Below are 24,608 nucleotides of genomic sequence, written 5' to 3' on the forward strand. Positions count from 1 at the left end.
TATGCCGAAATTTATTATTGAAAGAACCGTCGGAAAGCTGACCGAGGCGCAAGTGACCGAAGCGTTCGGGCGGGCGCAGGCCGCACTGACCCAGCTTCCGCAGGTGAAATGGATTCGCACCTACTATGCCGACGCCGAAGGCAAAATGTATTGCGAATACGAAGCGCCTCATATCGATATGATTTATGAGCATGCGCGGCTGGCGAAGATCCCCGCCGACTCGGTCCGGATGGTCACCGAGCTGCAGCCGGCGATGTTCCGCTGATGACGGGCGGGTCGGCCGGTCTTGTCTTGCGGCGGGTGTAAGTGTTAAGCGTCGGCCTTCTATGATTTGAAGGAAGGCACGGATTCATCGATGATTCCTTGGCTTAAATTTTTAAGTGTTGCCTCCCATTTTATCTCTGTTCCGTCTGGCGGGAATTTACTTCCTCCGGCACCTTGAAGCCTTCCTCCCTCAATACATGCGACCCATTGAACGGCTGGCTGTCCGTCCGTCCATAATCAGCGCCTCAGTTCGATAGGGACGCTGATTTCCCTGAAAGTTCCTTTTCATTTACTCCAAGCGCGCACGGCGTTTCTTCTTCAGATGATCAAATACCCCAGCTATTGCATCTTTCTCTTTTCGACGAACCTCTCCGGTAGGACATTTACAGACAGCGATTTTTGCTTCCAATCCGGCGACCGCAACATTTCCGCAACCTCCCTTTGTTAAAGTCACCCCATCGAACAGAGAACTCTAAAATGTCTGTTCGACCACAGAAAGGGGGTGAGAATCATGCCGAAGTTTGTCGCAACCTGGGCCGCTACGCCCGACGCGGTTCAGCAAACCATCAAGCGCCTTCCGGAGCGGGCCGATCTGGGCAATGGAATCCGTCAGTATGCCCATTTCTTCTCCGGAAGCGGGAAGATGTGCTGTGTCTTCGAGGCGCCGAATGAAATGGCGATCGAGCGCTTTCTGAAAGAGAAGCAGCCGAATGATCTCTATCGGGTCGATTACGAGTGGGATCGCGCCACGGGGAAATTCATTGAAGGATAAACAAATCGGATCGGTCCTGGTTGAACGCCGGGCGGATCTACAAAATAATGGAGGATGAAATGAAAAAGAAAATCATGTTTGCGTCCATCACGGTTCTGATACTCGGCTTGACCACGTTGGGAATGGCTGACGAAGGGCACAAAATGGTAGCGCCGGCAACAGGAGGAATCCGAGCGGCGTCGAAGGAGGAGCAAATGAAGGTTGCGCTCAGCGCGGCGCCGGCGCCGATTGCGCAGGGAGCGAGCGTAATGGTCTACGGTGAAGAGGGAAAGTTGGTCGAGGCCAAAAAGGGGACGAACGGTTTTACCTGCATTCCGGACATCAGCGGGCTGCCGACCCCCGATCCGATCTGCAACGATCCGGCCGGCACCCAGTGGTTCAACGATATGCTGAGCGGCGCCCCCAAGCCGACGAACACCCTCCCCGGGATCTCCTACATGGCGAGCGGGGGATGGCATTTTGAGAAAGAGGGAAAGGTTGTGATGCAAGACGGCCACGGCGTCAAGAAAGTTCAAGAGCCGCCCCACTGGATGTTCCTCTGGCCGTTCGATCAGAAAACGACCGGTCTCCCTCAGCTTCCGACCAACGCATTGGGGACCTATGTGATGTTTGAGGGAACGCCGTATGCGCACTTGATGGTTTATCAGAATCCGAAGGGAATTCAATAAGCCGCTTCTTTCTTCAAATTTCTTCAAAGCATGGGCCCGCCGCTCACCGCGTTATGAAGCGCGAGGGCGGCGGGCCAAGTCGTTTAGGAGCGCTCTGGAGGGACCCTTTAAGGGAAGAAGATAGAGGGGGGGATTAGTTTTGAAATATGATAATTCGAATCACCTTCAATCGTTGCACACGATCCCAGAACGGACCCGTCGGCCAGTTGCGTGAAGTTCGCACGGTGCGGATCCCCGCTCTGGAAAATCAGCGTCTCATTTTGCCATGTATATCCGTTATCATACGAAAGTCTGATATAGAGGCTTCTGGTTCCAAGCGCAGGTGGAGGGGCGCTTGTATTGGAGCCGACCGAATAGGAGAGAACAAGATGGCCGTTCTCGAGCCGTAGGAGGTTCGCGTCGTTCACGCTCGGAGCGCCGACATTTCCTCGAATGTCTGTTGCTGCACTCCAGGTCGATCCTTTGTCGATGGATCGGACCATCTGCACACCGCTAAAATTTCCGGTATTCATGAAGGAGACCAGCAGATCACCGGTAATGGTCTCGGCGATCGACGGATCTCTCAGGATGTCGGGTTGATTCGACAGGATCATCTCGCCGCTCCAGGTATTGCCGCCGTCGATGCTTCGGCGCCCGACGATATTTCCGTTATTGCTATAGGTCAGATAGAGGTCTCCCGTCGACAGCCGCTTTAGATCCGGATGGGGATCGTTCCCGGTCTGGGTTGCAATGGTTGTCGGAGGGCCCCAGGTTTTTCCGCGATCAACGGATTTCTTTGTCCGGACATTCGCGCCTGCACCATAGACGATCAGGAGTGTCCGATTCGGATCGGTGAGCTGTGTGAAGGCTCCTTCATAAATATCGATTCCCGACTCTTGGGCCACCGTGACCTGGGTTGCCGCCGGAAAGTTCGCTGCTCCCGCTATAGATCGAACCAACTTGTAATCAAATTCGGCGGAATCTTCATTCGTAGTGAATCCCAGAAGGAGGTCGCCATTGTCGAGCTGAAACGGTTTCGGATGGGAGTAACGGTGAATTCCGTCGACGATGGGAGCCGCAGTCCACGGTTCGGCGGCCGTTACAGACAGCTTCATTTGAGAGGTCCCGATGGCGCCCTGGTTATCGGTGACGCTGAGCGTGACCGTAAAGGTTCCGGCAACAGGATAAATATGATCAATAATGGCACCGCTTGCGGTGGTCCCGTCCCCTAAATTCCAGCGATAAGAAGTCAGCGTGCCATCGGGATCGGAAGAAGCAGATCCGTCAAGATGGGCGATGAAAGGGGCCATTCCCGATGGAGGATCGGCAGTGATGCGAGCCGAGGGAGGCCGGTTCGGGGACGAAGCAGGGGAGGCTTTGAAATTATCAAAGTAGGTGGTTTTAGACGCGTTCGTATGGGAGCGAATCCCGCTAAAGCTGCCTGTACTCAGCGTGCGATCGACCGCCGTAATTGCAGGGGTCCCCTCTCCGTCAAAATAGGCGGAGATCGCCGTCCCCTTTACCACAAGGAGCAGGCGGTAGAAGGTGTTGTACGTTAATATCCGGCCGGCCATTCCCAAGCGTGTATAAACGCCATTGCTCTTTTTAAACAGTGCAATGCTTCCCAAGGCGGGATTTAATTGAAGATAATAAAAGTTATTTGCGTCAAACCAACGCGCCATGAGCCCGCACTCATTGCCGGCCGCGGTCACTTTGCAATCGACCGCCACCTGCTGGTCGATACCGAGGGACGAAGTGAAATAGGCCTCTTGATCCTTCTTATTCTTATTTCGAATTTGATGATCAAAAAGTTCAAAATTAGGAAGGTATTCGCTCCAGTTTGAACCGAGGCTCGGACTGTTCGGTCTGTCAAAGAGATCCTCGGCCGCATACGCAGGCAGAGTGATGAGCAGCACGGAGAAAGCCCAGAGGAACATTCGATTCATCAGATCCCCTCTTAAGAAGATTGATTTCGTTTGCTCTTCCGTGAGCAGGAGAAAGACGAATGGATGAGAACTCTGTTCAAGTGGCAGGTAGGCCAGTAGATCAAGTAATATTGCTGAATTATTCCCTGGTGCCCTTTAAGAAGTCAATAAAAATCCTCAACCCGCCGACGCGTTCGCGCGCGGGTTCATGGTTCGGCGGGCAGTTCGCTGAGTCGTCGTTCGAGGAACCGCCGCTCCGCCCCCTGCTGCGTGAGACCGAGCGCCCTTTGATAGGACGCCCGGGCTTCTTCCGTCCTCCCCAGCCGTCGGCAGAGATCGGCCCGCGCCGAGTGCGCCAGGTGGTAATCGCGCAGATCGCCCTCTGCCAACAGGGCGTCGACCAGGGCGAGACCGGCTGCGGGGCCGTCGCGCATCGCCACCGCGACGGCGCGGTTCAGCGCGATCACCGGCGACGGCTCCACCCGCATCAGCACTTCATAGAGTCCGACGATTTGCGCCCAGTCGGTCGCCGCAGTGCTCGGTGCCTCGGCATGGACCGCCGCGATCGCCGCTTGGAGAGAGTAAGGACCGAACCGGCGCGACGACAGGGCCTGCTCTACCAAGCGAATCCCCTCGGCGATCTGATCCCGATTCCAGAGCGAGCGGTCTTGTTTATCTAACAGGATCAGGTCCCCTTCTCGGGAGGTCCGGGCCGCGCGCCGCGATTCCTGCAGCAGCATCAGCGCCAGCAGGCCGATCGCCTCGGGCTCCGGCAGCAGGGCGACGAGGAGTCTTCCCAGTCGGATCGCCTCTCCCGAGAGGTCGTGCCGGGTCAGCGAGGCGCCGGAGGAGGCCGAGTAGCCTTCATTAAAAACCAGATAGATCACCCGGAGGACGGCGTCGAGCCGGTCCGGCAGCTCGCGCTGCGACGGCACCTGATAGGGGATGTGGGCGTCGTGAATTTTCCGCTTGGCACGGACGATCCGCTGGGCGACGGTGGGGGGGGTGGTGAGGAAGGCGCGGGCGATCTCCTCCGTGGTCAGGCCGCAGACCTCCCGCAAGGTGAGCGCCACCTGGGCATCCGAGGCGAGGGCGGGGTGGCAACAGGTGAAGACCAGACGAAGCCGGTCGTCCTCCACCGCCTCCTCATTCCATCCCGAGGTGTCGTTCGCTGCAGCGGCGAGTCGGTTTGCGATCTCACCGAGCGATGCATCGAAGCGGGCGCGGCGGCGCATCGCATCAATCGCTTTGAAGCGGCCGGTCGAAATGAGCCACGCCGCCGGATTCTTCGGCACCCCCTCCCGCTGCCACTGCTCGACCGCCGCGATGAAGGCGTCGTGCATCGCCTCTTCGGCCAGCTCGAAGTCGCCGAGCAGCCGAATGAGGGTGGCGAGGACGCGACGCGAGTCGGAGCGGTAGATATCGTCTACCGTGCCGCGTATATCATCGGCTGCACCTTCGCTCATCCGTAAACGATCCGGTGTTCGGTCATCATATTTCTTGAAAATCGATCGCGCGGACCTCAACCGAGCCGCCGAGAGGGAGGGTCGGGATGCGGTTCGCGATCCCGACCGCTTCGTCGAGATCTTGACACTCGATCAAGTGATAGCCGCCGAGCTGCTCTTTGGTCTCCGCGAACGGACCGTCGGTGATCGCCGGCTTGCCGTTCTTTTTCCGAATTGTAACGGCGGTCGCGCTCGGCCGCAGCTTCGCGCCGGCCTGGAGATGGCCGCTCTTCACCAGATCCTGCAGCAACGTGTGGTAGTCCTTCATGACCTTGTCCCGCTCCGCTTCCGGAATCTTCTCCCACTTTGCCTCATCGAAGCAACACATCAGCAGATATTGCATTGCGCTCCTCCTTATGGAAGGTCACAAACCGGAACTTTGAATCCGCCATCCTCCGCTGGCATTTAATTTTTTATCAGGAGCACGATCGACTCCCCGCGCGTTCACGATTCGGATTCAAAGCGGTGTGACCCGGTGGATTTTATCACCTTCGATCGGCCGATTCAATTTCTTGAGATCGCGAACCATAAAAATGGGGTGATTTTTTGCGATTTTGGCATCTCGATCTCCTTCTCGGCGGATCATTTCTTAGAGAATTATTTCTTTGCTTTTTCCCAAAGGGTGATGGCATTTCCTTCCGGATCGGTGAAATCGGCCATAAAGCCCCACTCTCCGATGGCATGTTTGGGGGTCGCGATCTTCCCGCCGGCTTTCTCGATCGCCTGAAGCGTCTGGTCGATCGATTCGGTCTCCACGCCGAATGACGGCTGGTCGTTTTTGGATTTCCGTTTGTAGAAACCGCCGTTGATGCCGCCGAGCTCGGTCGGATTTTGATCTTCATCGATCGCCGTTGTAAACGCCATCGCCCCTTTGTCCTCCCAGACCTCCACCTTCCAATCGAAGACCGTCTCATAAAATGTTTTTGCCTTGCTCATATCCGAAGCGGGAATTTCAAAAAAGACCACTTTGTTCTTCATGATGGATCCTCCTTTGTGAGTGATTGCTCCGCTTGCTAAATAGGGTCTCGAATGCCGCCGTTCTTATTGGGCGTCCCGATAGCGGCCGTTTTCTTTCAGCGCTTCCTCGATCGGCCGGACCTCGATACTTCCCAATCGCGCCGACGGCCATTGGGAGGCGACCTGGATCGCCTCGTTCAGGTCCCGCGCCTCGATCAGGAAAAAGCCGCCGAGCTGCTCCTTGGTTTCGGCGAAGGGGCCGTCGGTGATCGAGACTTTGCCGTTGCGGACCCGCACGGTGCTGGCGGTCTGACTGCTTTGGAGCGCCTCCGCGGAGATCATCTGGCCTTTGTTGCGGAGCGCCTCGACATAGTCCAGCGTCTCCCGTCGGAGGAGGTCCCACTCGCTCCTCGACAAGATGTTGAGCTTGTTCTCTTCTTCGTAGGCGAGACAGAGATATTTCATCGTTCCTCCTTGTTACGGGTATACGGGCCAGGCCGCTTTCATGATCTCGTGCGATGACGTTTACTTTGGAAGGTCCATTTTCTGAAACCGCTCCACCGCTTCGCTGGGGGCGAAGTCTTCCAGCTCGAAGAACCGGCGGACCTCGATTTCGGCCTCTGTCCCTTCGCCGTGCGGATTGGGGAAGCGTTTGGCCCACGCGATCGCCTCTTCTTTTGATTTCACCCGGATGATCGTATAGCCGGCGATCAGCTCTTTCGCCTCGGTGAACGGTCCATCGACCACGGTCCGCTTGGCTCCGGAATATTTCACCTTAAACCCCTTGGAGCTGGCCTGCAACCCGGAGGCATCGACGAGGATCCCGGCCTTCACCAGCTCCTCGTGGTAGGCCGCCATGGCGGCGATCAGTTTCTCCTCCGGCATCACGCCCGCTTCGCTCTCTTTGCTCGCCTTCACAATCATCATATATCTCATCTTCGTTCCTCCTTTGGGTTGGGGTTGGGAGCCTCCACGCTACCGTTTACATAAGATAGTCGTCCGGCGGGGCCAAAATCGACATGGAACCGATAAAATTCTTCCAAAAGTCGCCGCGGCTTGCGTTCCGCTTCTAACGGTCGGGTGGGACGAAGGGGACCTTGTTAAGAATTCTGTTCATTAAAAGAGCGTTCTCCTTTTAAAATCAAAGAGAAGAGGGAATGGGAGGGCATTCCAGCTGTTGCCCTCCGGGTGATCTCCTCGGCCGATCGGTCTTTTTCCGCCGGCTCAAATCTAGTAATTCTGCTCAAAACATGTTTTAATATCGGATTGGAAACGGCTGTTTTGAAGCAACCCGCCGCTGCGACATGAATAGAGACCGGCGGGTCTTCACAAACGATGACTTCTAAATTCCAAGGATGGTTGGCAAAGGATAATTTGCGAATAATATGATTGATAGGTTAATAAATAGATGACGAAAGTTGAATCAAAGAAACCGACCCGTAAGAAAAAAACGACGGCTTCCAAAGTAAAAACTCAAGCGCTGCTGGTGATTAATCAGGCGCCGATTAAGAAGAAGGCGCTGAGCGAGTTCAAGCAATCGAGAAAAGCATTATTGAAGATCCGCGCACAGCTGGATCATCATTTGAATGTGGTGCGACCTTCCTATTTGCGATGGGTCACCCATATTGCCGGAAATAAAATGCAACGGATGAATGAGCTGAAGCGGCTGATTAAAGAGAAAGCGGGCCTGTTGCAGCGGATTGAAGAGCTGATTTATGAAGAATATCTCTCTCCTCGCAGCGCCTATGAATATGCCGAGGAAGAGCAAGCGAGAGCCCGTGCTCGGGAGGAGGGCCGCAAGGACGAGGAGGAACCGTTCAGCACGGAGCAGGAACAAGAAGAGGCCTTCGAGGAGAGAGGCGCATTCGACGGGCGTGATGCCGGTTGGGGCCCCGGGAGCAACGGGGAGGAGGGGCCGGGGAGCGCTCCCGAGATCGATTCGGACTCGGATCGGCCCGAGGTTGAAAAAAAGGTAAACCGCACCCATCAGATCGTCAGCCTCTATCGGAAGATGGCGCGCCTTCTCCACCCCGATACGGCGGTCCAGCTGAATGAGGCCGCTCGGGAGCTCTGGAGAGAGGTCGTCGAGGCCTACCAGCATAAAGATCTGGCTCGGCTTGAGAAGCTCTGGATCTCCGTCCAGTTACTCTCCGATCCGAAAGGGGAGGGCATCGCCCTCTCCGATTTGAAGCAACTGACCGCACACCTCAATAACGAGATTGAGGATTTAAAGGACAAAATGCGGGAGTTGGCACGAACCGATCCTTCCTGGCGTTTTGAGGGTAAAGATCGCGGCGAGCTCGCCTCGGGCATCCTCTCGGATCTTGTGGTGGGGGAGAGAGAGCTGTTATTGATCCTCGGTAAGATTGAAATGAAACTTGGGCAATATCAGACCTGGGGCCGATCCCGGACGCGCAACCGGCAGCCGTCCTACTCTAAATGAGGCCGATTCGACAGGGATCTCCTATCCCCGTCGGAGGCTGATCTCCAAAGGTCGATTCGGTTCTCGATCCTCTTCCTCTCGGCAAATGAAATTATCTGACGGCTGATGAAGTCATTTCTGTTAAAGTCTCGACGTATCGATAGAGGATTGGGTGATTGCGCTTCATCTCATCAAAGCGGATTCCGATCCCAAAATCTCCTCTGCGCTGCAGAGGGCCGACCCAGACAATCTCGCCTTCAATCAATTCTGTGAGCGTATGATAGCCGTTCAGCAGTGAAAGCCGTACCGAGACGAGGTCTCCTCTTCGGAAGAGCTTCCTCCGATAGCAAATTCCAATTCCGTGTGTTGAGATGTCTCTGATGAGGGCTCGGATCTCTTCCGAGCGTTCTTGAAGGGTCAGGCGGGCGATGGAGGTGATTGGAATTCTTTGATGCGTTCTTCTCTCTTCCATAGGAGACTTTCACAGTATGAAATGGAGCGCTTCTCGCTTCTATGGAAGACTAAGGTAGCAGGGATTTTATCTTTGTCAATGACGGTAGGATTCAGAAAGAAAGATGCGTTGAGCGTCCGTATTTTTCCGGCAGGCCCACCACGAGGTGGAAGAAGAGAAGGCGAGAGGACAAAGGATCCTTCGGCCGCGACCATGAGCGCTCCCCCGCCGAAATCTCCGCCGCCGCAATGCACGCTCTCTTCTGGACGGCGGTTCTCAATGGGATCCTCCCCCCTCTCTTCCTCAAATTAATGATGTTAAGATGCACGAAGCCGCAAGGTGATGGGAGCGCCGCCGATCGGTTCACTGCGAGCTTCTGCCCCTGGTCCTAATAGGGAGAATGGGGACCTCTATTGTTCATTTAACGAGATCCTTGACTGAATTCAGGATGTTCTTGTTCGAGCTGTTGGATGATCTGCTTCCCTTCTTGTATTTTTCCCTCTCCTTTGTCAGCGTCTGCTTTTCCCCTTGCCATCAGGTTCTCCGCCTCCTGCTGCTCGTGTTCTCCTTGTTTCACCTGCGCTTCTCCGGACCTAATGAGGTTGTTGCCCTTATCCCATTCGGTGGCAGTGTTGCGTGCTTGGTCGGCAAACGTCGACTCTTGTCTGCTGGTGGCACACCCGGCAGCGAGGAAAAGAATAAATGCTCCCGCTAAATAGGTGATTCCTTTCATCGTTCTTCCTCCAATCGTTGAAATGAACTCCGGTCTGTTGCTGCACTTTGAAAAGCGTCAGATCGTTCGGAGCTCTCGTCCCTCCCTCCTCATCTTTGAGGCAGGGAGCCGTACCGTTACTGGACTGAAAAGTGATTGAGGAAAATCAGCGCCCTTCCCAGATAGCGTCAAAGGAGTCGGAGAATCCGAAGTCTTCTTCCGAGTCTCGATAATCGCGTCTGGACTCTTTCGTCAGGCGGTGATAGCGTCTGGAACTGCGGTTCTCTTCATCATCTTCGCAGAAGATCTTATCTTCCATCTGAATCTCCTCCTGATAGGTTTTTTTAACGTGAGTGCTTACAGTTGATGGGATTACAATACGCAAAATAGGTGCCGGGTCGAGATTGAGCTTTATCGAATCGGTGTCGCAATAAAACAGCCCTGTTTCCCCCTCACGCTATAAGTCGTCTCTGAGACTTTAAGAAAAACCTTGCACTTTTCGCGCAGAAATGTATCCGCTGTTACATCTCGTTGCTCCGATATCAAGCCGGTTTTTTAGATAAATATATTTAGTGTACTTACTATGTAGATCGCCATTACATTGTAATTACGCGCGATTAACGCTATTTATCGTTTTTTATATTTATAATTGGTTCTGCTGGAGCAGCAATACAGCCGGCTTAATGCAGTCGGCTGACTATTGTGATCTTTATCACAGTGATAAGATGAGGGGGATGTGGAGGAAAGAGAATGGGATATAAAATTTTGGCTGTCGACGACAATAAGGACATGATTGCCATTCTCTCTTTATTACTGAATAAGGAAGGCTATCAGGTGATCACCGCCATGGATGGGCTCGAGGCAATTCAGAGGGCTGAGCAGGAGCAGCCTGCGCTGATTTTGCTGGATGTGATGATTCCTAAAAAAGACGGGTTTGAAGTATGTCGGGCGATTAAAGAGAACGCCAGAACAAAGGAGATCCCGGTCATTTTTATCACCGCCAAGATCGATCTCGCTACGCATCGGCAAGGCTTGGCCTTAGGCGGATGTGAATATCTCACCAAGCCGCTGAATCCAAGAGAGATCTTACAGACGGTGAAGAAGCACCTTCCTTCTGAGCCTCCTCTGTCTTCCGGGGTCCCGGCGATCTCTGTCGTGCAGGGGGTTGCCGCCTTTCTTTCAGCTTGTATTGCGGCGGTGCAGCACTTCTTATTGATATCGCCAAACGACCTGGAGACCTATACCTAGTGAAGGAAAGGGCGAGAGGATCTGAAGCAGATGATCAAGGCCAGCCGGATCCCGCACGCAGTGGGAAAATACATGGTGTGATGGAATAGGTAGGAAAAGAGTCATCCGTCTTGGCAGGCCAGCTGCTCCGCTCGAATTTGATGACTTCGCAGCCGGCCTGCCAATTCTAGAGAAGAGACGTCGATCCTGTAGATTTAATTCTCAGAGAAGTGTTTTAAATCGGAATCAGAGCGATATCCGCTCTGCCGCCGTTGTTGCATAGGCAGGCAGTCTGCTTGCCTACATCTCTCTATGATGGGTATCAGGCTCTTTTTCTACCGGCCTGATTTTTCCTTCCACTGCTCTGGCCGCTGCCCTGGCCATTTCTGCCGGCCATATTTTCTCTGCCTTGTTTCCCTGTGAGCAACCAGTCGGTGCTAACCCGGCCCATCCGAGCAATCCGTACCAGCAGATCGGGTGAGGGGATTCTTCCACGCTCATAGCGACTGATGTAGTTTTGTTTTTTTACGCCAATCGCCTCCGCAAATTCGGTCTGCGTTCGCTTGCCGCGCACCGAGCGGATTCGCTCACCTACTTCCATCGGGGAAATCTTTTTCATTGTTCGCCTCCATGCATGATTAATAATGACTTCCGATCATCATTTCAACTGATACAAAGAATGTATGTTAAGTCAAGAAGAGAAGTCAAGAAGAGAAGTCAAGAGAGGTATCTCCTGATCACATCAACGGGTGGCAGGAGATCGGATCGGTTGATTCATTGTGATGAAGCAAACCGTAAACTCTCTTACTCTCAGTGGATATCGTTTCAGGGGGTGTGGTCAGAACGAACCCGTTCTTGCTGTCGTTACGCGTCATCCCTTCGTTAGGGAGAAACGAACAGAGGGAGGTATTTTTCAATTTCTGACGACATCCAAAATCGTTATGTCCAAAATTGCCCGACTTTAAAGATCTCTTTCATCTCGTCGGCAGGCACCGGTTTGCTGCAGACGTAGCCTTGTATCTCGTCACATTTTAGAGAGCGTAAAGATTCGAGTTGGTCTAAATTCTCCACCGCCTCCGCGATGACCTTCATCTTTAGACTGTGGGCCAATGTGATGATGGCGGTGACGATCGCAACATGATCCAGATCGGTTGCAACATTACGGACAAAATTTCGTTCGATTTTGAGGCTGCTGATCGGGAAGCGACTTAGATAACCTAATGGGGAGTGGCCGGTTCCGAATCCATCGATTGAGATTTTTACCCCCCTTCCATTCAATTCCCGCAGGGTGATCACAGTGGCTTCGGCGTTTTTCATAACCACGGTCTCCGTCAGCTCCAATTCCAGGTATTGAGGGTCGAGATCGGTTTCATCAATAACCTTGAAAATCGTGTCGATCAAATTCTGCTGGTGAAATTGACGAACCGAGAGGTTAACCGCGATCCGTATGGGAGGCAGTCCTACCGCTTGCCAAGTTTTATTTTGAACGCAGGCGGTCCGCAGCACCCACTCTCCGATTGGGACAATGAGCCCTGTTTCCTCAGCGAAAGGAATAAATTCTAATGGGGGGATTAAGCCCAGTTCCGGATGTTCCCACCGAACCAATGCCTCCACTCCAACGATCTTTCCCGTGGCCAAATCGACCTTCGGTTGGTAATGCAGCCGGAATTCTTTCCGCTCGATCGCCCGCTGCAGATCGGTTTCCCGTATCGGCTTGTGGGAGACCTTGGGAACGAACTCCGGGGAATAAAATTGAAAACTGTTTTTCCCTTGCTCCTTTACGCGATACATGGCGGCGTCGGCATTCTTCAGCAGGGTCTCAACATCTTCCCCATCATTCGGGTAGAGGGCGATGCCAATGCTGGCCGAGATAGAAAACGCCTGTTCTTCGATCTGGATCGGCTTCGACAATTCTTGCAGAATTTTTTGGACGATTTTTGGGACATCTTCCGGCACTGCGATATCGGTTAGGATTAAGACGAACTCGTCTCCTCCCAAACGGGCCACTGTATCTCCATCCCGGACACACAGATTCAGTTTTTCTGCAACGGTCTTAAGTAGTTGATCGCCGACCGCGTGTCCCATGGTGTCGTTGATCACTTTAAACCGGTCCAGGTCGAGGAATAGGAGGGCGACCAAGCGTTTATTCCAAGGGGCTCGCAATAAGGTCTGCTGAAGGCGGTCGGTGAATAGGAAGCGATTCGGCAGGTTCGTCAAAGGATCATGATCAGCCAAATAGTTGATAATTTTTTCAGTTTGTTTTTGCTCCCGACGCATTTGAGCATGGTGCAATTCCCGCTCGATGGCCGGTTTAAGCCGCATCAGGTTATCTTTTAAAATACAATCATGTGCCCCTTCTCTCATGAGCGCGACGGCGGTCTCCTCCCCGATGGAGCCGGATACAATAATAAACGGGACGTCTAGTTCGCTGTTTTGGACCAGCTTTAAGGCGGCATGTGCGTCGAAGCGAGGCATGAAGTAATCGGAAAGGACAAGGTCCCACTGCTGTCGCTCAAGCGCAGCGCTCATCGTTTCAACGGTATCGACCCGTTCAAACTCCGGTTCATATTCTCCTTGCCGCAGGGTTTGCAAGAGCAGTGTCGTATCTTCTTCCGAATCTTCAACGATCAAGACACGAAGAGGGATGCCCATATGGAGCCCGTTGGTTTCGAGAAAGATTTATTGAAGGTAAGCCGATGGCGCTCGGTTGCCATACGGCATCTCTCTTTGAGAGCTTCAAGGCGAGCAATACAACCTGCCTCATCGTAATCGCAGCGATACCAATACCGAAATAGTAAAGAGGAATGGTCGATCTCTGTCATAAAAAACCCGAGATTCCTATTTGGAATCGTCGGGTAATTCGAGTCCAACCAGAGTTCATGGTAGGACCTGCGCCAGCACGGAAGAGAGTGTCTTCAACCTCCAGTATCCCTTCTATTATGATGATGTTTGAAACCGAAAAATGATTCCTCTCAGGCTCCGATATCTGTGCCAGTCTATACCGAATAAAAATTAACTTGTCAAGGTTAATATTGCTGTAGGAATAAGATATTAGTTATTTCTTAGCTATAACTTCTGCCTACTTGACGTCGTAAGATTTTTTGAAACCTTACCTAGAAGTCGGTGGTATCTATTAAATAAAGAGCAGCGCGCATGCACCTTTAACAGTACGTTTTATCTTTGATTCTTATTTCAGGGGTAGGTGCTATAATTAATTCATACTATATTAGTATATCCCCGCACTTGGAATCAGCGGACCGCTATCTGTAGATCCCTCCTGCATAACTGGGAAACATTATTACGAAGTTACGGTTCTCGATTTTTCCGTTTCACGCTTGATAGAGAATGGAAGGAGCGTTTCTGATGGGTGAGATGATTCGGGTCTTGATCATTGAAGATTCTCAAGAGGATGTGGAACTGTTGGTCGCAGAGCTGATCAAGGGGGGGTATGATCCTACCTTCCTGGTCGTGGATACCGCAGAGAAGATGGACGAAGCATTGGACCGACAGTCCTGGGATATCGTTTTTTCCGATTACAGCATGCCGCATTTCAACGGCGCCCAAGCATTGGTGCTATTAAAAAAAAGAAATCCCGATCTGCCGTTTATATTCGTCTCCGGGACAATTGGAGAGGATTTGGCGGTCGCGGCGATGAGGAAAGGTGCCAATGACTACTTTATCAAAGGAAATTTGAAGCGCTTGGTCCCAATGGTGGAGCGAGAACTGGATCAGGTCCGATTGCGTCGAGATCACCGCCAGTCCGAGGAGATGGTGAAACACTTGGCGTATCATGACGCATTGACCGCCCTTCCTAACCGGACACTCCTCCAGGAACGACTGCAAGCGGCCATTGTCGCTGCCGAGGTCGGACAATATCCGATGGCCCTCTTGCTGATGGATTTGAATCGATTTAAGGAAATTAACGATACCCTCGGACATCATCGGGGGGATTTCCTCTTACAGCAGGTCGGCCTGCTACTATCCAATATCTTATTTGAACCGAATCTCGTCGCGAGGCTCGGCGGAGACGAGTTTGCAGTCCTCCTGCCGAAACTGACAGACAAAGAAGAGGTCCACGCGGTCGCTCATAAAGTGCTCCAAGCTTTGGAAAGACCGATGATAGTCGAGGATCTGCCCATCGGGGTAGAGACCGGGATCGGAATTGCGATCTATCCCGATCATGGCGCAAATGCTGAAATGCTGCTGCAGCGAGCCGACGTAGCGATGTATATCGCTAAAGAAACCGGAAGTGGCTATACGATTTATGAAGATAAGCTAAACCAATACAGCCCCCGTCGGCTTGTCCTTCTGGGAGAGTTGCGGCAAGCCATTGAAAGGAACGAGCTGCTGTTGCACTTCCAGCCTAAAGTAGACCTTCAGGCGCGCCGTGTGGTCGGCGTGGAGGCACTCGCCCGTTGGCAGCATCCGGAACACGGCTTTATTCCACCGAATGAATTTGTCATTCCTGCAGAGAAAAGTGGATTAATCAAACCTTTTACTCAGTGGGTTCTGAATGCCGCACTTCGACAGTGCTATTCCTGGCAACAGCAAGGGATCGAGATCAACGTCGCCGTCAACCTGTCACGGCGGAACCTCCAAGATCCGCAGATGCCGGACCTCATTGCAGAGATGTTATCGGCCTATCACCTTGAACCGACCTGTCTGGGATTGGAGATTACAGAAAGCGCCATCATGGCAGATCCCGCAAATGCAGTGGAAGTACTAAACCGCTTAAGCAGGATGGGAATTAAGATTTCGATCGATGACTTCGGTACCGGCTATTCATCCCTGTCTTCCCTGACGGAGCTACCGGTCAGCGCGCTTAAAATCGATAAATCCTTCATTTTAGGTATGGCTCAAAATAAGAATGCCATGATTGTGCGCTCGACGATTGGATTAGCCCATCATCTTGGCCTCAATGTCGTCGCCGAGGGGGTAGAGAGCGGTGTCCTATTGGAGAAGCTCACTGCCTTCGGTTGTGATGAAGCGCAAGGCTACTTTATCAGCCGGCCGATTCCCGCAGAGGAGTTGACCCGTTGGTTGGGTGAATCCTCGTGGCGATCAAAATGGCGTTAAAATAAAAACCGGTTTGGTTAGAGTTAGGAATTCATAAGAATCCAAGTCAGCAAGAAAAAGGTTTGATGGAATAATCTCGAATGGGAGGTGATACTAAATTGATGAGTGACTTAAAACAGAAGTCCCAATTCATAAGCAGGGAGGTAGGGGATAACAAAAGCAATCTCCTGGGACGCTTTCTGGCGATAGGAGTCACATTTACTGCAGCACTCATCGGGCTCGGTTCGCCGGCCTGGGCGGAAAATATCTCACAACCTTTAGAGGTCCGCGGGTCGCTTACGGATTTAAGTTTAGAGGAGTTAATGAACGTGGAGGTCGTTACCTACTCCAAGAGCCCTCAGAAATGGTTTGATACCCCCGCGGCCGTTTATGTCATCACCCAAGAGGACATCCGCCGCTCCGGGGTGACCAACATCCCGGAGGCGCTGCGGATGGCCCCCGGGGTAGAAGTCTACCGGGTCAACGCTAACCAGTGGGTCGTTGGCATCCGCGGCTTTACCAGCCTCACCGGCCGGCTCTCTCCTTCTCTACTCGTCTTGATCGATGGCAGAAGTGTCTACTCGCCCCTTCTGGCCGGGGTCTTCTGGGAGGTGCAGGATCTGCTGCTGGAAGATGTTGAGAGGATCGAGGTCATCCGGGGGCCGGGCGGAACACTCTGGGGGGCCAATGCGGTCAACGGTGTCATTAATATCATCACCAAGCATTCGAAGGAGACCCAAGGGGGATTGGCGACCCTAGGGGCCGGGACGGAGGAGCGGGACTTCGCCGGGGTTCGATATGGGGGTGCGGTCGGGGAGCGCCTCCATTACCGCGTTTATGGAAAGTTCTTTAACCGGGATGCGGCGTTTCATCCCACCGGGGATGCCTTCGACGACTGGCGGATGGCGCAGGGAGGATTTCGGGCCGATCTCGATCTGCCGGAGCGGAATACGGTGACGATTCAAGGGGATCTTTATTCGGGTAAGGCCGGGCAGCGGACGACGATCACGACCTATCGGCCGCCCTCTGCGCAAACGATGGAGAAAGACGCCGATCTCTCCGGAGGGAACCTCTCCTTCCGTTTGGACCATCTGCAGAGCGCGCAATCGGATTGGACATTCAAGTCCTATTACGACCGTACCCGCCGGCGGACGTCGACCTTTCAGGACGATGAGAACACCCTCGACCTTGAATTGCGAAACCGCTTTCTTCTCGCCGCAGGTCACGAACTGATTTGGGGGATCGGCTATCGGCTCATCTCCGATGATTTCACCGGGGCTTCTACCACCGTGTTCGACCCCGCGCAGCGCACCGATGCCCTCTACAGCGCTTTCGCGCAATATCAGTGGGCGCTGGTCCAAGAGCAACTCTTCCTCACCCTGGGGTCTAAGTTCGAACACAACGACTATAGCGGGGTTGAGGTACAACCGAGCGGACGGCTGCTCTGGAAATTTCGCCCTGACCAGGCGGTCTGGACCTCCATTGCCCGGGCGGTGAGGACCCCTTCACGCTTGGAGCACGACTCATCGCTGACCGGGTTGACGAATCCGAATGCCACCCCGCCGACCTTCATCCGGCTTATCGGAGAGGATGCCTTATTCGACTCGGAGAAGGTCATCGCCTATGAGGTCGGATACCGCACCCAGCCGATCCATCGGCTCTCCTTTGATGTCGCCGCATTTTATAATCAGTACTCAGACCTCCTCAGTCTGCAGGCCGGGGCCCCCTTCACCGAATCGATCCCGCCCGATCCGGACCGGGTGATCTTCCCGTTTTTTTTCGAGAACCGGGTGAAAGGTCATACCTACGGAGTGGAATTGATGTCCGACTGGCAGGTGCGGGAGTGGTGGAGAGTCAATCTGATGTATACCTTCCTCCAGATCAACCTGACCCAAACCTCCGGCGCGGTCGATCCGCTGAGGATTGTCGCGTCGACCGAGGGGACCAATCCCCATCATCAAGCGGGGCTGCGCTCTTTGATGACACTGCCGGGGAACGTGGAGCTCGATTGGTTTCTCCGATACATCGACAAGCTCCCGAGCCAGGCGATCAAACGATATTATAATCTCGATCTCCATCTTGGCTGGCATCCGACGAAGTGGATCGAATTGGCGCTGGTCGGCCAGAACCTGCTCGACAACCATCATCCCGAATTCGGAGGCGGCAGCGCCGGAATCGCAGAGATCCAACGGGGCGTTTACGGAAAGGTGACGGCCCAGTGGCAATGAAAAATGGATCGTCTCTGAGAAAGATCCTGATCTCAATCTTATTGATTGGAGTTACTGTATTCCTCCCGATTCAAGCAACTCCCTCTTCTCCCAATGAATATCAGGTCAAGGCGGCCTTTCTTTACAATTTTGCCAAATTCGTCGAGTGGCCCCAGGAAGCCATTGCAGGGGGCCAGCCCTTTGTGATTGGGATTCTGGGACAGGATCCTTTCGGGAACGAGCTTGATGAGGCGGTGGCGGGCAAGACCGTTAGAGAAAAAAAGATTACGGTCAAGCGGTTTTCGAAGATCGAAGAAGCCATCCATTGTCACCTTCTCTTCATTAGCAATTCGGAGGATCAAAACCTGGCCCAGATCCTAAGGCGGCTTGAGGGCGCGCCGGTCCTGACCGTCAGCGACATGGGGCAATTTGCCGAAAAAGGAGGCGTCATTCAATTGGTGACAGATCAGAACAAGATTCATTTTGCGATCAATATGGCTGCGGCCGAACGGGTTGGATTAAAACCGAGTTCTCAGCTGCTGAAATTATCTCGAATCATAACCGGAACGACGCAGAACAGGGAGTGATCTTTGATTCGGGCATTTCGGGGTCTTTCGATACGCCAGAAGTTAATCCGAATGAGCATGTTGGTCAGCACTGCGGCTTTATTGCTGGCCAGTCTGGGATTTATTGTCTATGAGTTGATTACCTATCGAGATACCATGGTTCAGAATTTTTCTACCCAGGCTGAAATTATTGGAATTAACACAGTCTCCGCGTTGGTTTTCAATGACCCGCAGGCCGCAACTGAAACGATAGCCGCGTTACGTGTTAAACCAAATATTATGTCGGCTGCAATTTATACGGCGGACGGCAAGCTGTTCGCAAAATATGTGCGGAACGACGGAGCGACGGTTTTTCAAATGCCGGAACAGATCTCGGAGCAAAGGGAAGATTATCGTTTCGAGTCAGATCATCTTCTCCTGTCTCGGCCAATCATTTCTGAAGGCAAACAGATCGGGATGGTTCACATTCAGTCCGATCTCAAGGAAATAGATGTCCGCCTGAAGCGATATGCTCTCATCACAATGGGCGTCCTTGCAATCTCCCTGCTGGCTGCTTATCGGATCTCCTCCAAACTGCAAGAGATTATTTCTCACCCTCTTCTTCATCTGGCTCAAACAGCGAAAACCGTCTCCGAAGAGAAAAACTATTCTGTGCGTGCGGTGGCGGAAAACCAGGACGAGATCGGTCAATTGGTGCTGACTTTCAACGAGATGTTGACCCAAATACAAATGAGAGATGACACGTTATCGAGGGCTCACAATGAATTGGAACAAAGAGTGACGGAGCGGACGCTAGAATTAAAAGAGGAAATCACAGAGCGCCAGAGAGCGCAAGAAGAAATGCGCAAACTCAATACACAACTGGAAGCGGCGAATAAAGAGCTGGAGGCCTTCAGCTATTCGGTTTCGCATGACCTGCGCGCCCCGCTGCGGCACATCAACGGATTTGTCGAACTGCTTAAAATGCATGAAGGGACGCGGCTGGGTGAAAAGAGTCAGCACTACATGAATACGATCATGAACTCAGCGAAACGAATGGGTGATCTCGTTGACGACCTGCTGGTCTTCTCAAGGATGGGGAAGTCGGAGATGCGCGTCGGGAAGGTGGATCTTGATCACCTTACTGAAGAGGTAATCAAAGATTTACAACCGGAGATCGGGGCGCGAGAGATTACCTGGAAAATTGCGAGCCTGCCGGAGGTGGAAGGGGATGTGACGATGCTTCGTCAGGTCTGCGTCAATCTGATCGGCAATGCAATAAAGTATACCCGTACCCGCGCGCAGGCCCAGATAGAAATCGGGTACACGCCGGAGAAAGAAGAACATGTATTTTTTATTCGGGATAATGGCGTTGGGTTTGATCCGCAGTTCGCTGGAAAACTCTTTGGCGTTTTCCAGCGCTTGCACCGCTCGGACGAATTCGAAGGAACAGGCATCGGATTGGCGAATGTCCGTCGGATTGTCCACCGTCATGGCGGCCGGACCTGGGCAGAAGGTCGGGTCGATGGCGGTGCGGTTTTTAGCTTTTCTTTGCCGAAGAGAGGGGAGAAGCCGGAATGAGTGAGATCAAGAGAGTTTTGTTGGCCGAGGACAATGCGGAGGATGTCGAGCTGACGCTGGAGGCGCTTTCCGAATATAATCTTGCAAACGAAGTGGTGGTGGTTCGGGACGGTGCCGAGGCATTAGACTATCTTTTTTGCCGCGGATCATTTAAGGCACGCCCCATTGGAAATCCCGCCGTGATCCTTCTCGATATTAAAATGCCAAAGATGGATGGGTTGGAGGTACTTAGAACCATCAAGGGGGATGAAAAACTGAGATTGATTCCCGTGGTGATGCTGACTTCATCGCGCGAGGAGCCCGACCTGGCGGAGAGTTATAAACTCGGTGTAAACGCCTATGTTGTTAAACCTGTGAACTTTCAAGCGTTCGTCAAAGCGGTCAAGCAGCTGGGCATTTTTTGGGTGCTTCTGAATGAACCGGCCCCCGGCAGTCCAAAGAAAACAAATTAAAAAAGACTGCGAGGCGTCCTACGATGCTGGGTATCATTACTATCGGTTCATTCGGGTTACCACGACCTACGTTTTGTATCCACCTTTACCCTTTGTTTGCCTCATCAGTACGACTGAAAGGGCCTCCGTGTTTCCCTCCACTTTAACCTTCTGACGGTTTATCCCAGACCGAATTGACGCCTGATACCAATATAGTATAATTAGGCGGCGATGTTGTGATTTAACCCGCCAGAGCGGTCCCTGATACGTGCGACTATCGGATATTTTTATAGCAGAAAGGCTTCGGTTTGAGCGATCAGTGGCAAAAAGAGCTCCTTGCATTTATTGTCGAACGAACCCATCTCTCGACGTTGCGAGTAGAGCGCATCCTGGAAATCCACACCCCCGAGGTTTTTCCTCCGCCTTTAGATGACGTGCTGCAAGCCATCTTATTAGGGCAAAAACTTACGGAAGAGGGGACGAGCCTGCTTACTCAGTTTGGTGCACTGAATTCCTTGGCACAGTATGAATCGGAATTGACTGAAGAGAAGATGCTTCAAATGGATGCAATCTTGGATCGAGGAAGAATCCCGGATGCTGCGCTGGATGATGTCCCGCCGGCCTTTTTAGAATATTCTGATATCATCGATAAAATTTCTTCTCAGACAGATGAGAATGAGGATACCATCCATCAAGTGCATCGCGCTTATCTAGACTACATATTGATTCAGACCGGTAACCCTGATACGGTTATTCCCTTCCTAAAGTATTATCTGGCCGCGATTGGAAAACACAAACCCTAAGATACAATTCTTCTACACTGATGATTGCGCCAAGATAAGTAGGGTTTTATTGTTTTCCTTCTAGAGAAGCAGATCCAACAGAGATTAAAAAATCGCAAGCGTCTTTTCTAAATCCACAGCTTTTCGAGCGGTCTGCTCTGCTGCCGTATCTTCCGCCTGAAAAGGGGGCTATCGCATCTCTCGTTCACTCGCAAATGTCGCTTAAACGCACTGAGTCCAGTGGCGATCTATTCCCATTCTTGATCCTGACATCGCCAATAGGGTATATTCGAAGTATAAATATTCTGGGTGGTTTGGATGTGCTTTTGACAGGAGGTCATTCTATGCGGGCTGATACAAGCGATCAAAAGAGCGCTGTTTCGACTGAATGGTTGCCGCGTGCGTTAACAAAACGGGAGAAGGAGGTCATACAGCTGATTGCCGAGGGATTAAAGAGTCGAGAGATCGCGGAGAAACTCAATCTATCGGCAAAAACGGTGGATACTCATCGGGCCCATATCATGGACAAGCTGGGGCTCACCAATATTGCACAATTGATTTGTTATGCAATCCAAAAAGGGTTCGTAACGGTAGATTAACTCAACCGATGGTTCCCGGTCGGAAGATGTCCGCGAGAGGTTTTGCGTTCGTTTTTCTACCTTTCTCGATATTCGGAATTTCGACATTTAATAAAAGAGGGACAGTCCATTTAGGATCTGTCCCTCTTTTATTAAATCAGAATGATGGTTTACTTTACCAAGCGATGTAGCTTCTCATGCTCGAATACTGAACGGGATAGAAGGAACTCGGCTACGGTGAGGCCGATACGGATGAGCTTGAATTCTCCGGCGCGGAGTGTTCCGAGGTTACTTTCTCTTCTCTCTTTTTTCTCCTCCGATTTGACCATGCCGGTGAGACCTCACGCGAGTTCACCCGACTGAACTCCTCATTCCTTCGTAATTCCTTCCACAATTTGGGTGTTCGAAAAGGCTCTCCGCGTAAAAGCGCCTGTTCCGCCCCTTTGAGCATCGTTCGGACTGCGGAGTTGATCATCAATTTATTTATGGCCGCCCCAGTGTTCCCCAACCAATCTGCTGTGTGAAACGTGCTTGAATGATCCGGCTTCGAATCGGATTGTACTGCACGTGGTAACTCGCTTCGATATCGGCTTTCCAGGGGAGGGGAAATCGAACGCCGACCCCGCTGCTCGCGTTCGGATTGGATTCCTCGAAGGGTTCGTGGTTACTTTTTACGATGGGGAACTCCGACCAGAGGATCCCATTAAATGGAAGGCGAAGACGGCCTCCGGAAGAGATCATGAATCCGTTTTCAACAGAAGGGGTTCCCGAAAATTGTTTCCGATACTCCTCTCCTCGTATCCATATATTCGAGCCGAGATAAAGTGGGAAAGCGAGCGAAAGCTCTCCTGTGTCACGCCTCCGCTCTGCGGGAAGTGGGTCTCCTTTGTTTCCTTTTCGGTAGCCCGCATGAGTGTCGATTCCCCAAAAAGCCTTGGAAAGTTCGATTTGATAAAATTCAGTCGCGCTATCCTCGGCCGTGGCTCTTCCAATCAGCGAGTGGTCTCTCTCTCCATAAGTGATGGAGAGGACCGGGAGGGTGGAGAATGCCCATTTCATTCCAATCTGCCATTGAGAGGTGCGCCAGGTCGGCGCCGCGAGGTCATGGTTGATATTATTTTCAAAGACCTCGCCGCTTCCGTTAAAAGTGATGAAGGACACCGGGGTTACGGAGAAGGCGGTGAAGAATCCCTCTTGGTCATTCTCAAAGGCCCAGACCGGAAGGAAGAACGTCGGCGTAATTCGGCGATATTGTGTCTCGAAAGAAAACATGCCGCCCCGATAGAGTGGACCGACACGTAACAAAGTACCGTCCGTGACCTGCTGGCCCGGCACTGGATCTGATTCCAGCATTCCGTATTCCGCCAAAAGGTGAAAGCCGGCAGCGACATTCAGATCGATTTCGCTTAAGAGAAGTCGACCTCTCTGCAAAGGGGTGAAAAGAGATGGGCCGTCCTGGTTAAGCTGGATCGCAGTCGTACCGAGGACGATCTTATGGGTAAAAGAATAAACCTTCAACGCGATTCCGGAGATAAGTTCATCATATAAGATTGCCTCAGATGGGAGGATCTTACTCGGATCAGCAAGGTGTCCAGCGAAGAAGATTCCATCCCACCCTTTGCCCGATATCATTAAAGCTCCTCCTCTGAAAGAGAGGGGCTGTCGCATTTGATAGGAAAATGTCTGGTCAAGACGATGCATGGAGAGAAAACGGTTCCCGCCGCTGGCATCGACCGTCACAACGCTCGAAGGAGGCTCCTGCCGTTCTTCGGACCGGCGTTCCAGATCGGTTCTATTCAAATTATTTGACGGATTGGGTTGGCCGGGCGGTGTGAGGTCTTGCAATAGATCAGGGCGGCTGTTCGAGGTTGAGAGCTCAAGAGGAGGAATAGAGGGGGTAACATCTTCCTGGCGATGCTCTACGGCCGGCGTCAAAAGGGCGACATCCTCGGCGAGCGTAACGCCTTTCCAGACGGTACAAAACAGGGAAAAACCAATGATCAACAAAACAGATCGCCAACGCGCCATTACCAAACCTGGAGTCAATTGCAGTCCGGATTTGCCGTTCCGCAGATACCGATTTCTTTGGGTCGAATGTCGGTTATGGGAGCCCATTAAGAACCCGAGGAAGGAAAATTCATAGCGGTCTTCTCCGAGACGAGGGCTCCAGCAGCACAAGATGATATTGGATATAGTACCAGATGGCCTCGTTCAGTCAACTAGATAGCTAATGATAGATAGAAAAATCTCTCATGAATTCGGCATAAATAATATGAAAGTAGGGAAAAGGAGAAAGACCAGGTTCAGCTGAAGATGCAGGTTCACTAAGGAATGGATCAGAATTGAATTATTTAAAGATCGGATCTGAATCTTAGAATTTGTAACGGTCATTATTACCGATCCCATTTCAGCCAATACGGAGCTGGTTATCGGAAATTTCAGTCGGCCCGGTGGCATGTGTTGATGGGGCTTCTACCCGTGGGCCGACCGAGATACTTTTACCTCGCTTGCGAGCACAACGGATGGCGTGAGTTTCTCAACGTCGTT

Annotated in this window: 24 protein-coding genes; 12 read left to right on the forward strand and 12 right to left on the reverse strand. The window is 52.3% G+C overall.

What is annotated here, in order from left to right; translation table 11 throughout:
* The first annotated feature begins 1 nt into the window (after position 1).
* The 3 genes from HY282_05055 to HY282_05065 all read left to right on the forward strand — a co-directional run bounded on the left by HY282_05055 (position 2) and on the right by HY282_05065 (position 1,704).
* Complete coding sequence (locus HY282_05055) at positions 2-265, forward strand: DUF4242 domain-containing protein (GenBank protein MBI3803113.1); 264 nt, start codon at positions 2-4, stop codon at positions 263-265.
* Positions 266-775: 510 nt separating this feature from the next.
* The gene (locus HY282_05060) at positions 776-1,036 is read left to right on the forward strand and encodes a hypothetical protein (GenBank protein MBI3803114.1); all 261 of its coding nucleotides are present in this window, start codon (positions 776-778) and stop codon (positions 1,034-1,036) included.
* A 59-nt stretch (positions 1,037-1,095) separates the two neighbouring features.
* Entirely contained in the window at positions 1,096-1,704 is a 609-nt protein-coding gene (locus tag HY282_05065; GenBank protein MBI3803115.1) for a hypothetical protein, read from the forward strand.
* Between the two features lie 107 nt (positions 1,705-1,811).
* On the opposite strand, the gene HY282_05070 is transcribed toward HY282_05065, so the two are convergent.
* The 6 genes from HY282_05070 to HY282_05095 all read right to left on the reverse strand — a co-directional run bounded on the left by HY282_05070 (position 1,812) and on the right by HY282_05095 (position 7,006).
* Entirely contained in the window at positions 1,812-3,629 is a 1,818-nt protein-coding gene (locus tag HY282_05070) for a PKD domain-containing protein (protein ID MBI3803116.1), read from the reverse strand.
* A 185-nt stretch (positions 3,630-3,814) separates the two neighbouring features.
* Positions 3,815-5,074, reverse strand: a complete 1,260-nt coding sequence (locus HY282_05075; protein ID MBI3803117.1) for an RNA polymerase sigma factor — start codon at positions 5,072-5,074, stop codon at positions 3,815-3,817.
* 25 nt (positions 5,075-5,099) lie between these two features.
* On the reverse strand, positions 5,100-5,456 hold the full coding sequence (locus HY282_05080; GenBank protein MBI3803118.1) for a YciI family protein: 357 nt from the start codon (positions 5,454-5,456) through the stop codon (positions 5,100-5,102).
* Between the two features lie 254 nt (positions 5,457-5,710).
* Positions 5,711-6,091, reverse strand: a complete 381-nt coding sequence (locus tag HY282_05085) for a VOC family protein (GenBank protein MBI3803119.1) — start codon at positions 6,089-6,091, stop codon at positions 5,711-5,713.
* A 63-nt stretch (positions 6,092-6,154) separates the two neighbouring features.
* Positions 6,155-6,535, reverse strand: coding sequence for a YciI family protein (locus HY282_05090; protein ID MBI3803120.1), 381 nt, complete (start codon positions 6,533-6,535; stop codon positions 6,155-6,157).
* A 60-nt stretch (positions 6,536-6,595) separates the two neighbouring features.
* Positions 6,596-7,006, reverse strand: coding sequence for a YciI family protein (locus HY282_05095; GenBank protein MBI3803121.1), 411 nt, complete (start codon positions 7,004-7,006; stop codon positions 6,596-6,598).
* Between the two features lie 472 nt (positions 7,007-7,478).
* On the opposite strand from HY282_05095, the gene HY282_05100 reads away from it, so the two are divergent.
* Entirely contained in the window at positions 7,479-8,513 is a 1,035-nt protein-coding gene (locus HY282_05100) for a J domain-containing protein (protein ID MBI3803122.1), read from the forward strand.
* A gap of 91 nt (positions 8,514-8,604) precedes the next feature.
* On the opposite strand, the gene HY282_05105 is transcribed toward HY282_05100, so the two are convergent.
* The 3 genes from HY282_05105 to HY282_05115 form a co-directional block, all read right to left on the reverse strand.
* Positions 8,605-8,964 (reverse strand): PilZ domain-containing protein, encoded by a 360-nt coding sequence (locus HY282_05105; protein ID MBI3803123.1) that lies wholly within the window; start codon positions 8,962-8,964, stop codon positions 8,605-8,607.
* A gap of 400 nt (positions 8,965-9,364) precedes the next feature.
* Positions 9,365-9,676: a hypothetical protein gene (locus tag HY282_05110; protein ID MBI3803124.1), complete on the reverse strand. Its 312-nt coding sequence runs from the start codon at positions 9,674-9,676 to the stop codon at positions 9,365-9,367.
* A 145-nt stretch (positions 9,677-9,821) separates the two neighbouring features.
* Complete coding sequence (locus tag HY282_05115) at positions 9,822-9,974, reverse strand: hypothetical protein (GenBank protein ID MBI3803125.1); 153 nt, start codon at positions 9,972-9,974, stop codon at positions 9,822-9,824.
* Positions 9,975-10,405: 431 nt separating this feature from the next.
* Here HY282_05115 and HY282_05120 point away from each other — a divergent pair, with 431 nt between their 5' ends.
* Positions 10,406-10,903: a response regulator gene (locus tag HY282_05120; GenBank protein MBI3803126.1), complete on the forward strand. Its 498-nt coding sequence runs from the start codon at positions 10,406-10,408 to the stop codon at positions 10,901-10,903.
* A gap of 301 nt (positions 10,904-11,204) precedes the next feature.
* On the opposite strand, the gene HY282_05125 is transcribed toward HY282_05120, so the two are convergent.
* Positions 11,205-11,501, reverse strand: coding sequence for a helix-turn-helix transcriptional regulator (locus tag HY282_05125; GenBank protein ID MBI3803127.1), 297 nt, complete (start codon positions 11,499-11,501; stop codon positions 11,205-11,207).
* 320 nt (positions 11,502-11,821) lie between these two features.
* Positions 11,822-13,534: an EAL domain-containing protein gene (locus tag HY282_05130; GenBank protein ID MBI3803128.1), complete on the reverse strand. Its 1,713-nt coding sequence runs from the start codon at positions 13,532-13,534 to the stop codon at positions 11,822-11,824.
* A gap of 711 nt (positions 13,535-14,245) precedes the next feature.
* Between HY282_05130 and HY282_05135 the strand changes: the two genes are divergently transcribed.
* The 7 genes from HY282_05135 to HY282_05165 all read left to right on the forward strand — a co-directional run bounded on the left by HY282_05135 (position 14,246) and on the right by HY282_05165 (position 22,082).
* A complete protein-coding gene (locus HY282_05135) occupies positions 14,246-15,958 on the forward strand; it encodes an EAL domain-containing protein (GenBank protein MBI3803129.1) in 1,713 nt (570 codons plus the stop codon).
* A gap of 302 nt (positions 15,959-16,260) precedes the next feature.
* Positions 16,261-18,165, forward strand: coding sequence for a TonB-dependent receptor (locus tag HY282_05140; protein ID MBI3803130.1), 1,905 nt, complete (start codon positions 16,261-16,263; stop codon positions 18,163-18,165).
* Complete coding sequence (locus HY282_05145; GenBank protein MBI3803131.1) at positions 18,156-18,731, forward strand: YfiR family protein; 576 nt, start codon at positions 18,156-18,158, stop codon at positions 18,729-18,731. Before HY282_05140 ends, HY282_05145 begins: the two co-directional genes overlap by 10 nt.
* A 51-nt stretch (positions 18,732-18,782) precedes the next feature.
* Positions 18,783-20,270 carry a HAMP domain-containing protein gene (locus tag HY282_05150; protein ID MBI3803132.1) on the forward strand — a complete coding sequence of 496 codons (1,488 nt, stop codon included), beginning with the start codon at positions 18,783-18,785 and terminating at the stop codon, positions 20,268-20,270.
* The gene (locus HY282_05155; protein MBI3803133.1) at positions 20,267-20,722 is read left to right on the forward strand and encodes a response regulator; all 456 of its coding nucleotides are present in this window, start codon (positions 20,267-20,269) and stop codon (positions 20,720-20,722) included. Before HY282_05150 ends, HY282_05155 begins: the two co-directional genes overlap by 4 nt.
* A gap of 287 nt (positions 20,723-21,009) precedes the next feature.
* On the forward strand, positions 21,010-21,504 hold the full coding sequence (locus HY282_05160) for a hypothetical protein (protein MBI3803134.1): 495 nt from the start codon (positions 21,010-21,012) through the stop codon (positions 21,502-21,504).
* Between the two features lie 323 nt (positions 21,505-21,827).
* Positions 21,828-22,082 carry a response regulator transcription factor gene (locus HY282_05165; GenBank protein ID MBI3803135.1) on the forward strand — a complete coding sequence of 85 codons (255 nt, stop codon included), beginning with the start codon at positions 21,828-21,830 and terminating at the stop codon, positions 22,080-22,082.
* 462 nt (positions 22,083-22,544) lie between these two features.
* Here the strand turns inward: HY282_05165 and HY282_05170 are convergent, their stop codons facing one another.
* On the reverse strand, positions 22,545-23,579 hold the full coding sequence (locus HY282_05170) for a hypothetical protein (GenBank protein MBI3803136.1): 1,035 nt from the start codon (positions 23,577-23,579) through the stop codon (positions 22,545-22,547).
* Between the last annotated feature and the right edge of the window lie 1,029 nt (positions 23,580-24,608).

The sequence above is a fragment of the Candidatus Manganitrophaceae bacterium genome (assembly GCA_016200325.1).
Classification (GTDB): Bacteria; Nitrospirota; Nitrospiria; order SBBL01; family Manganitrophaceae; genus Manganitrophus.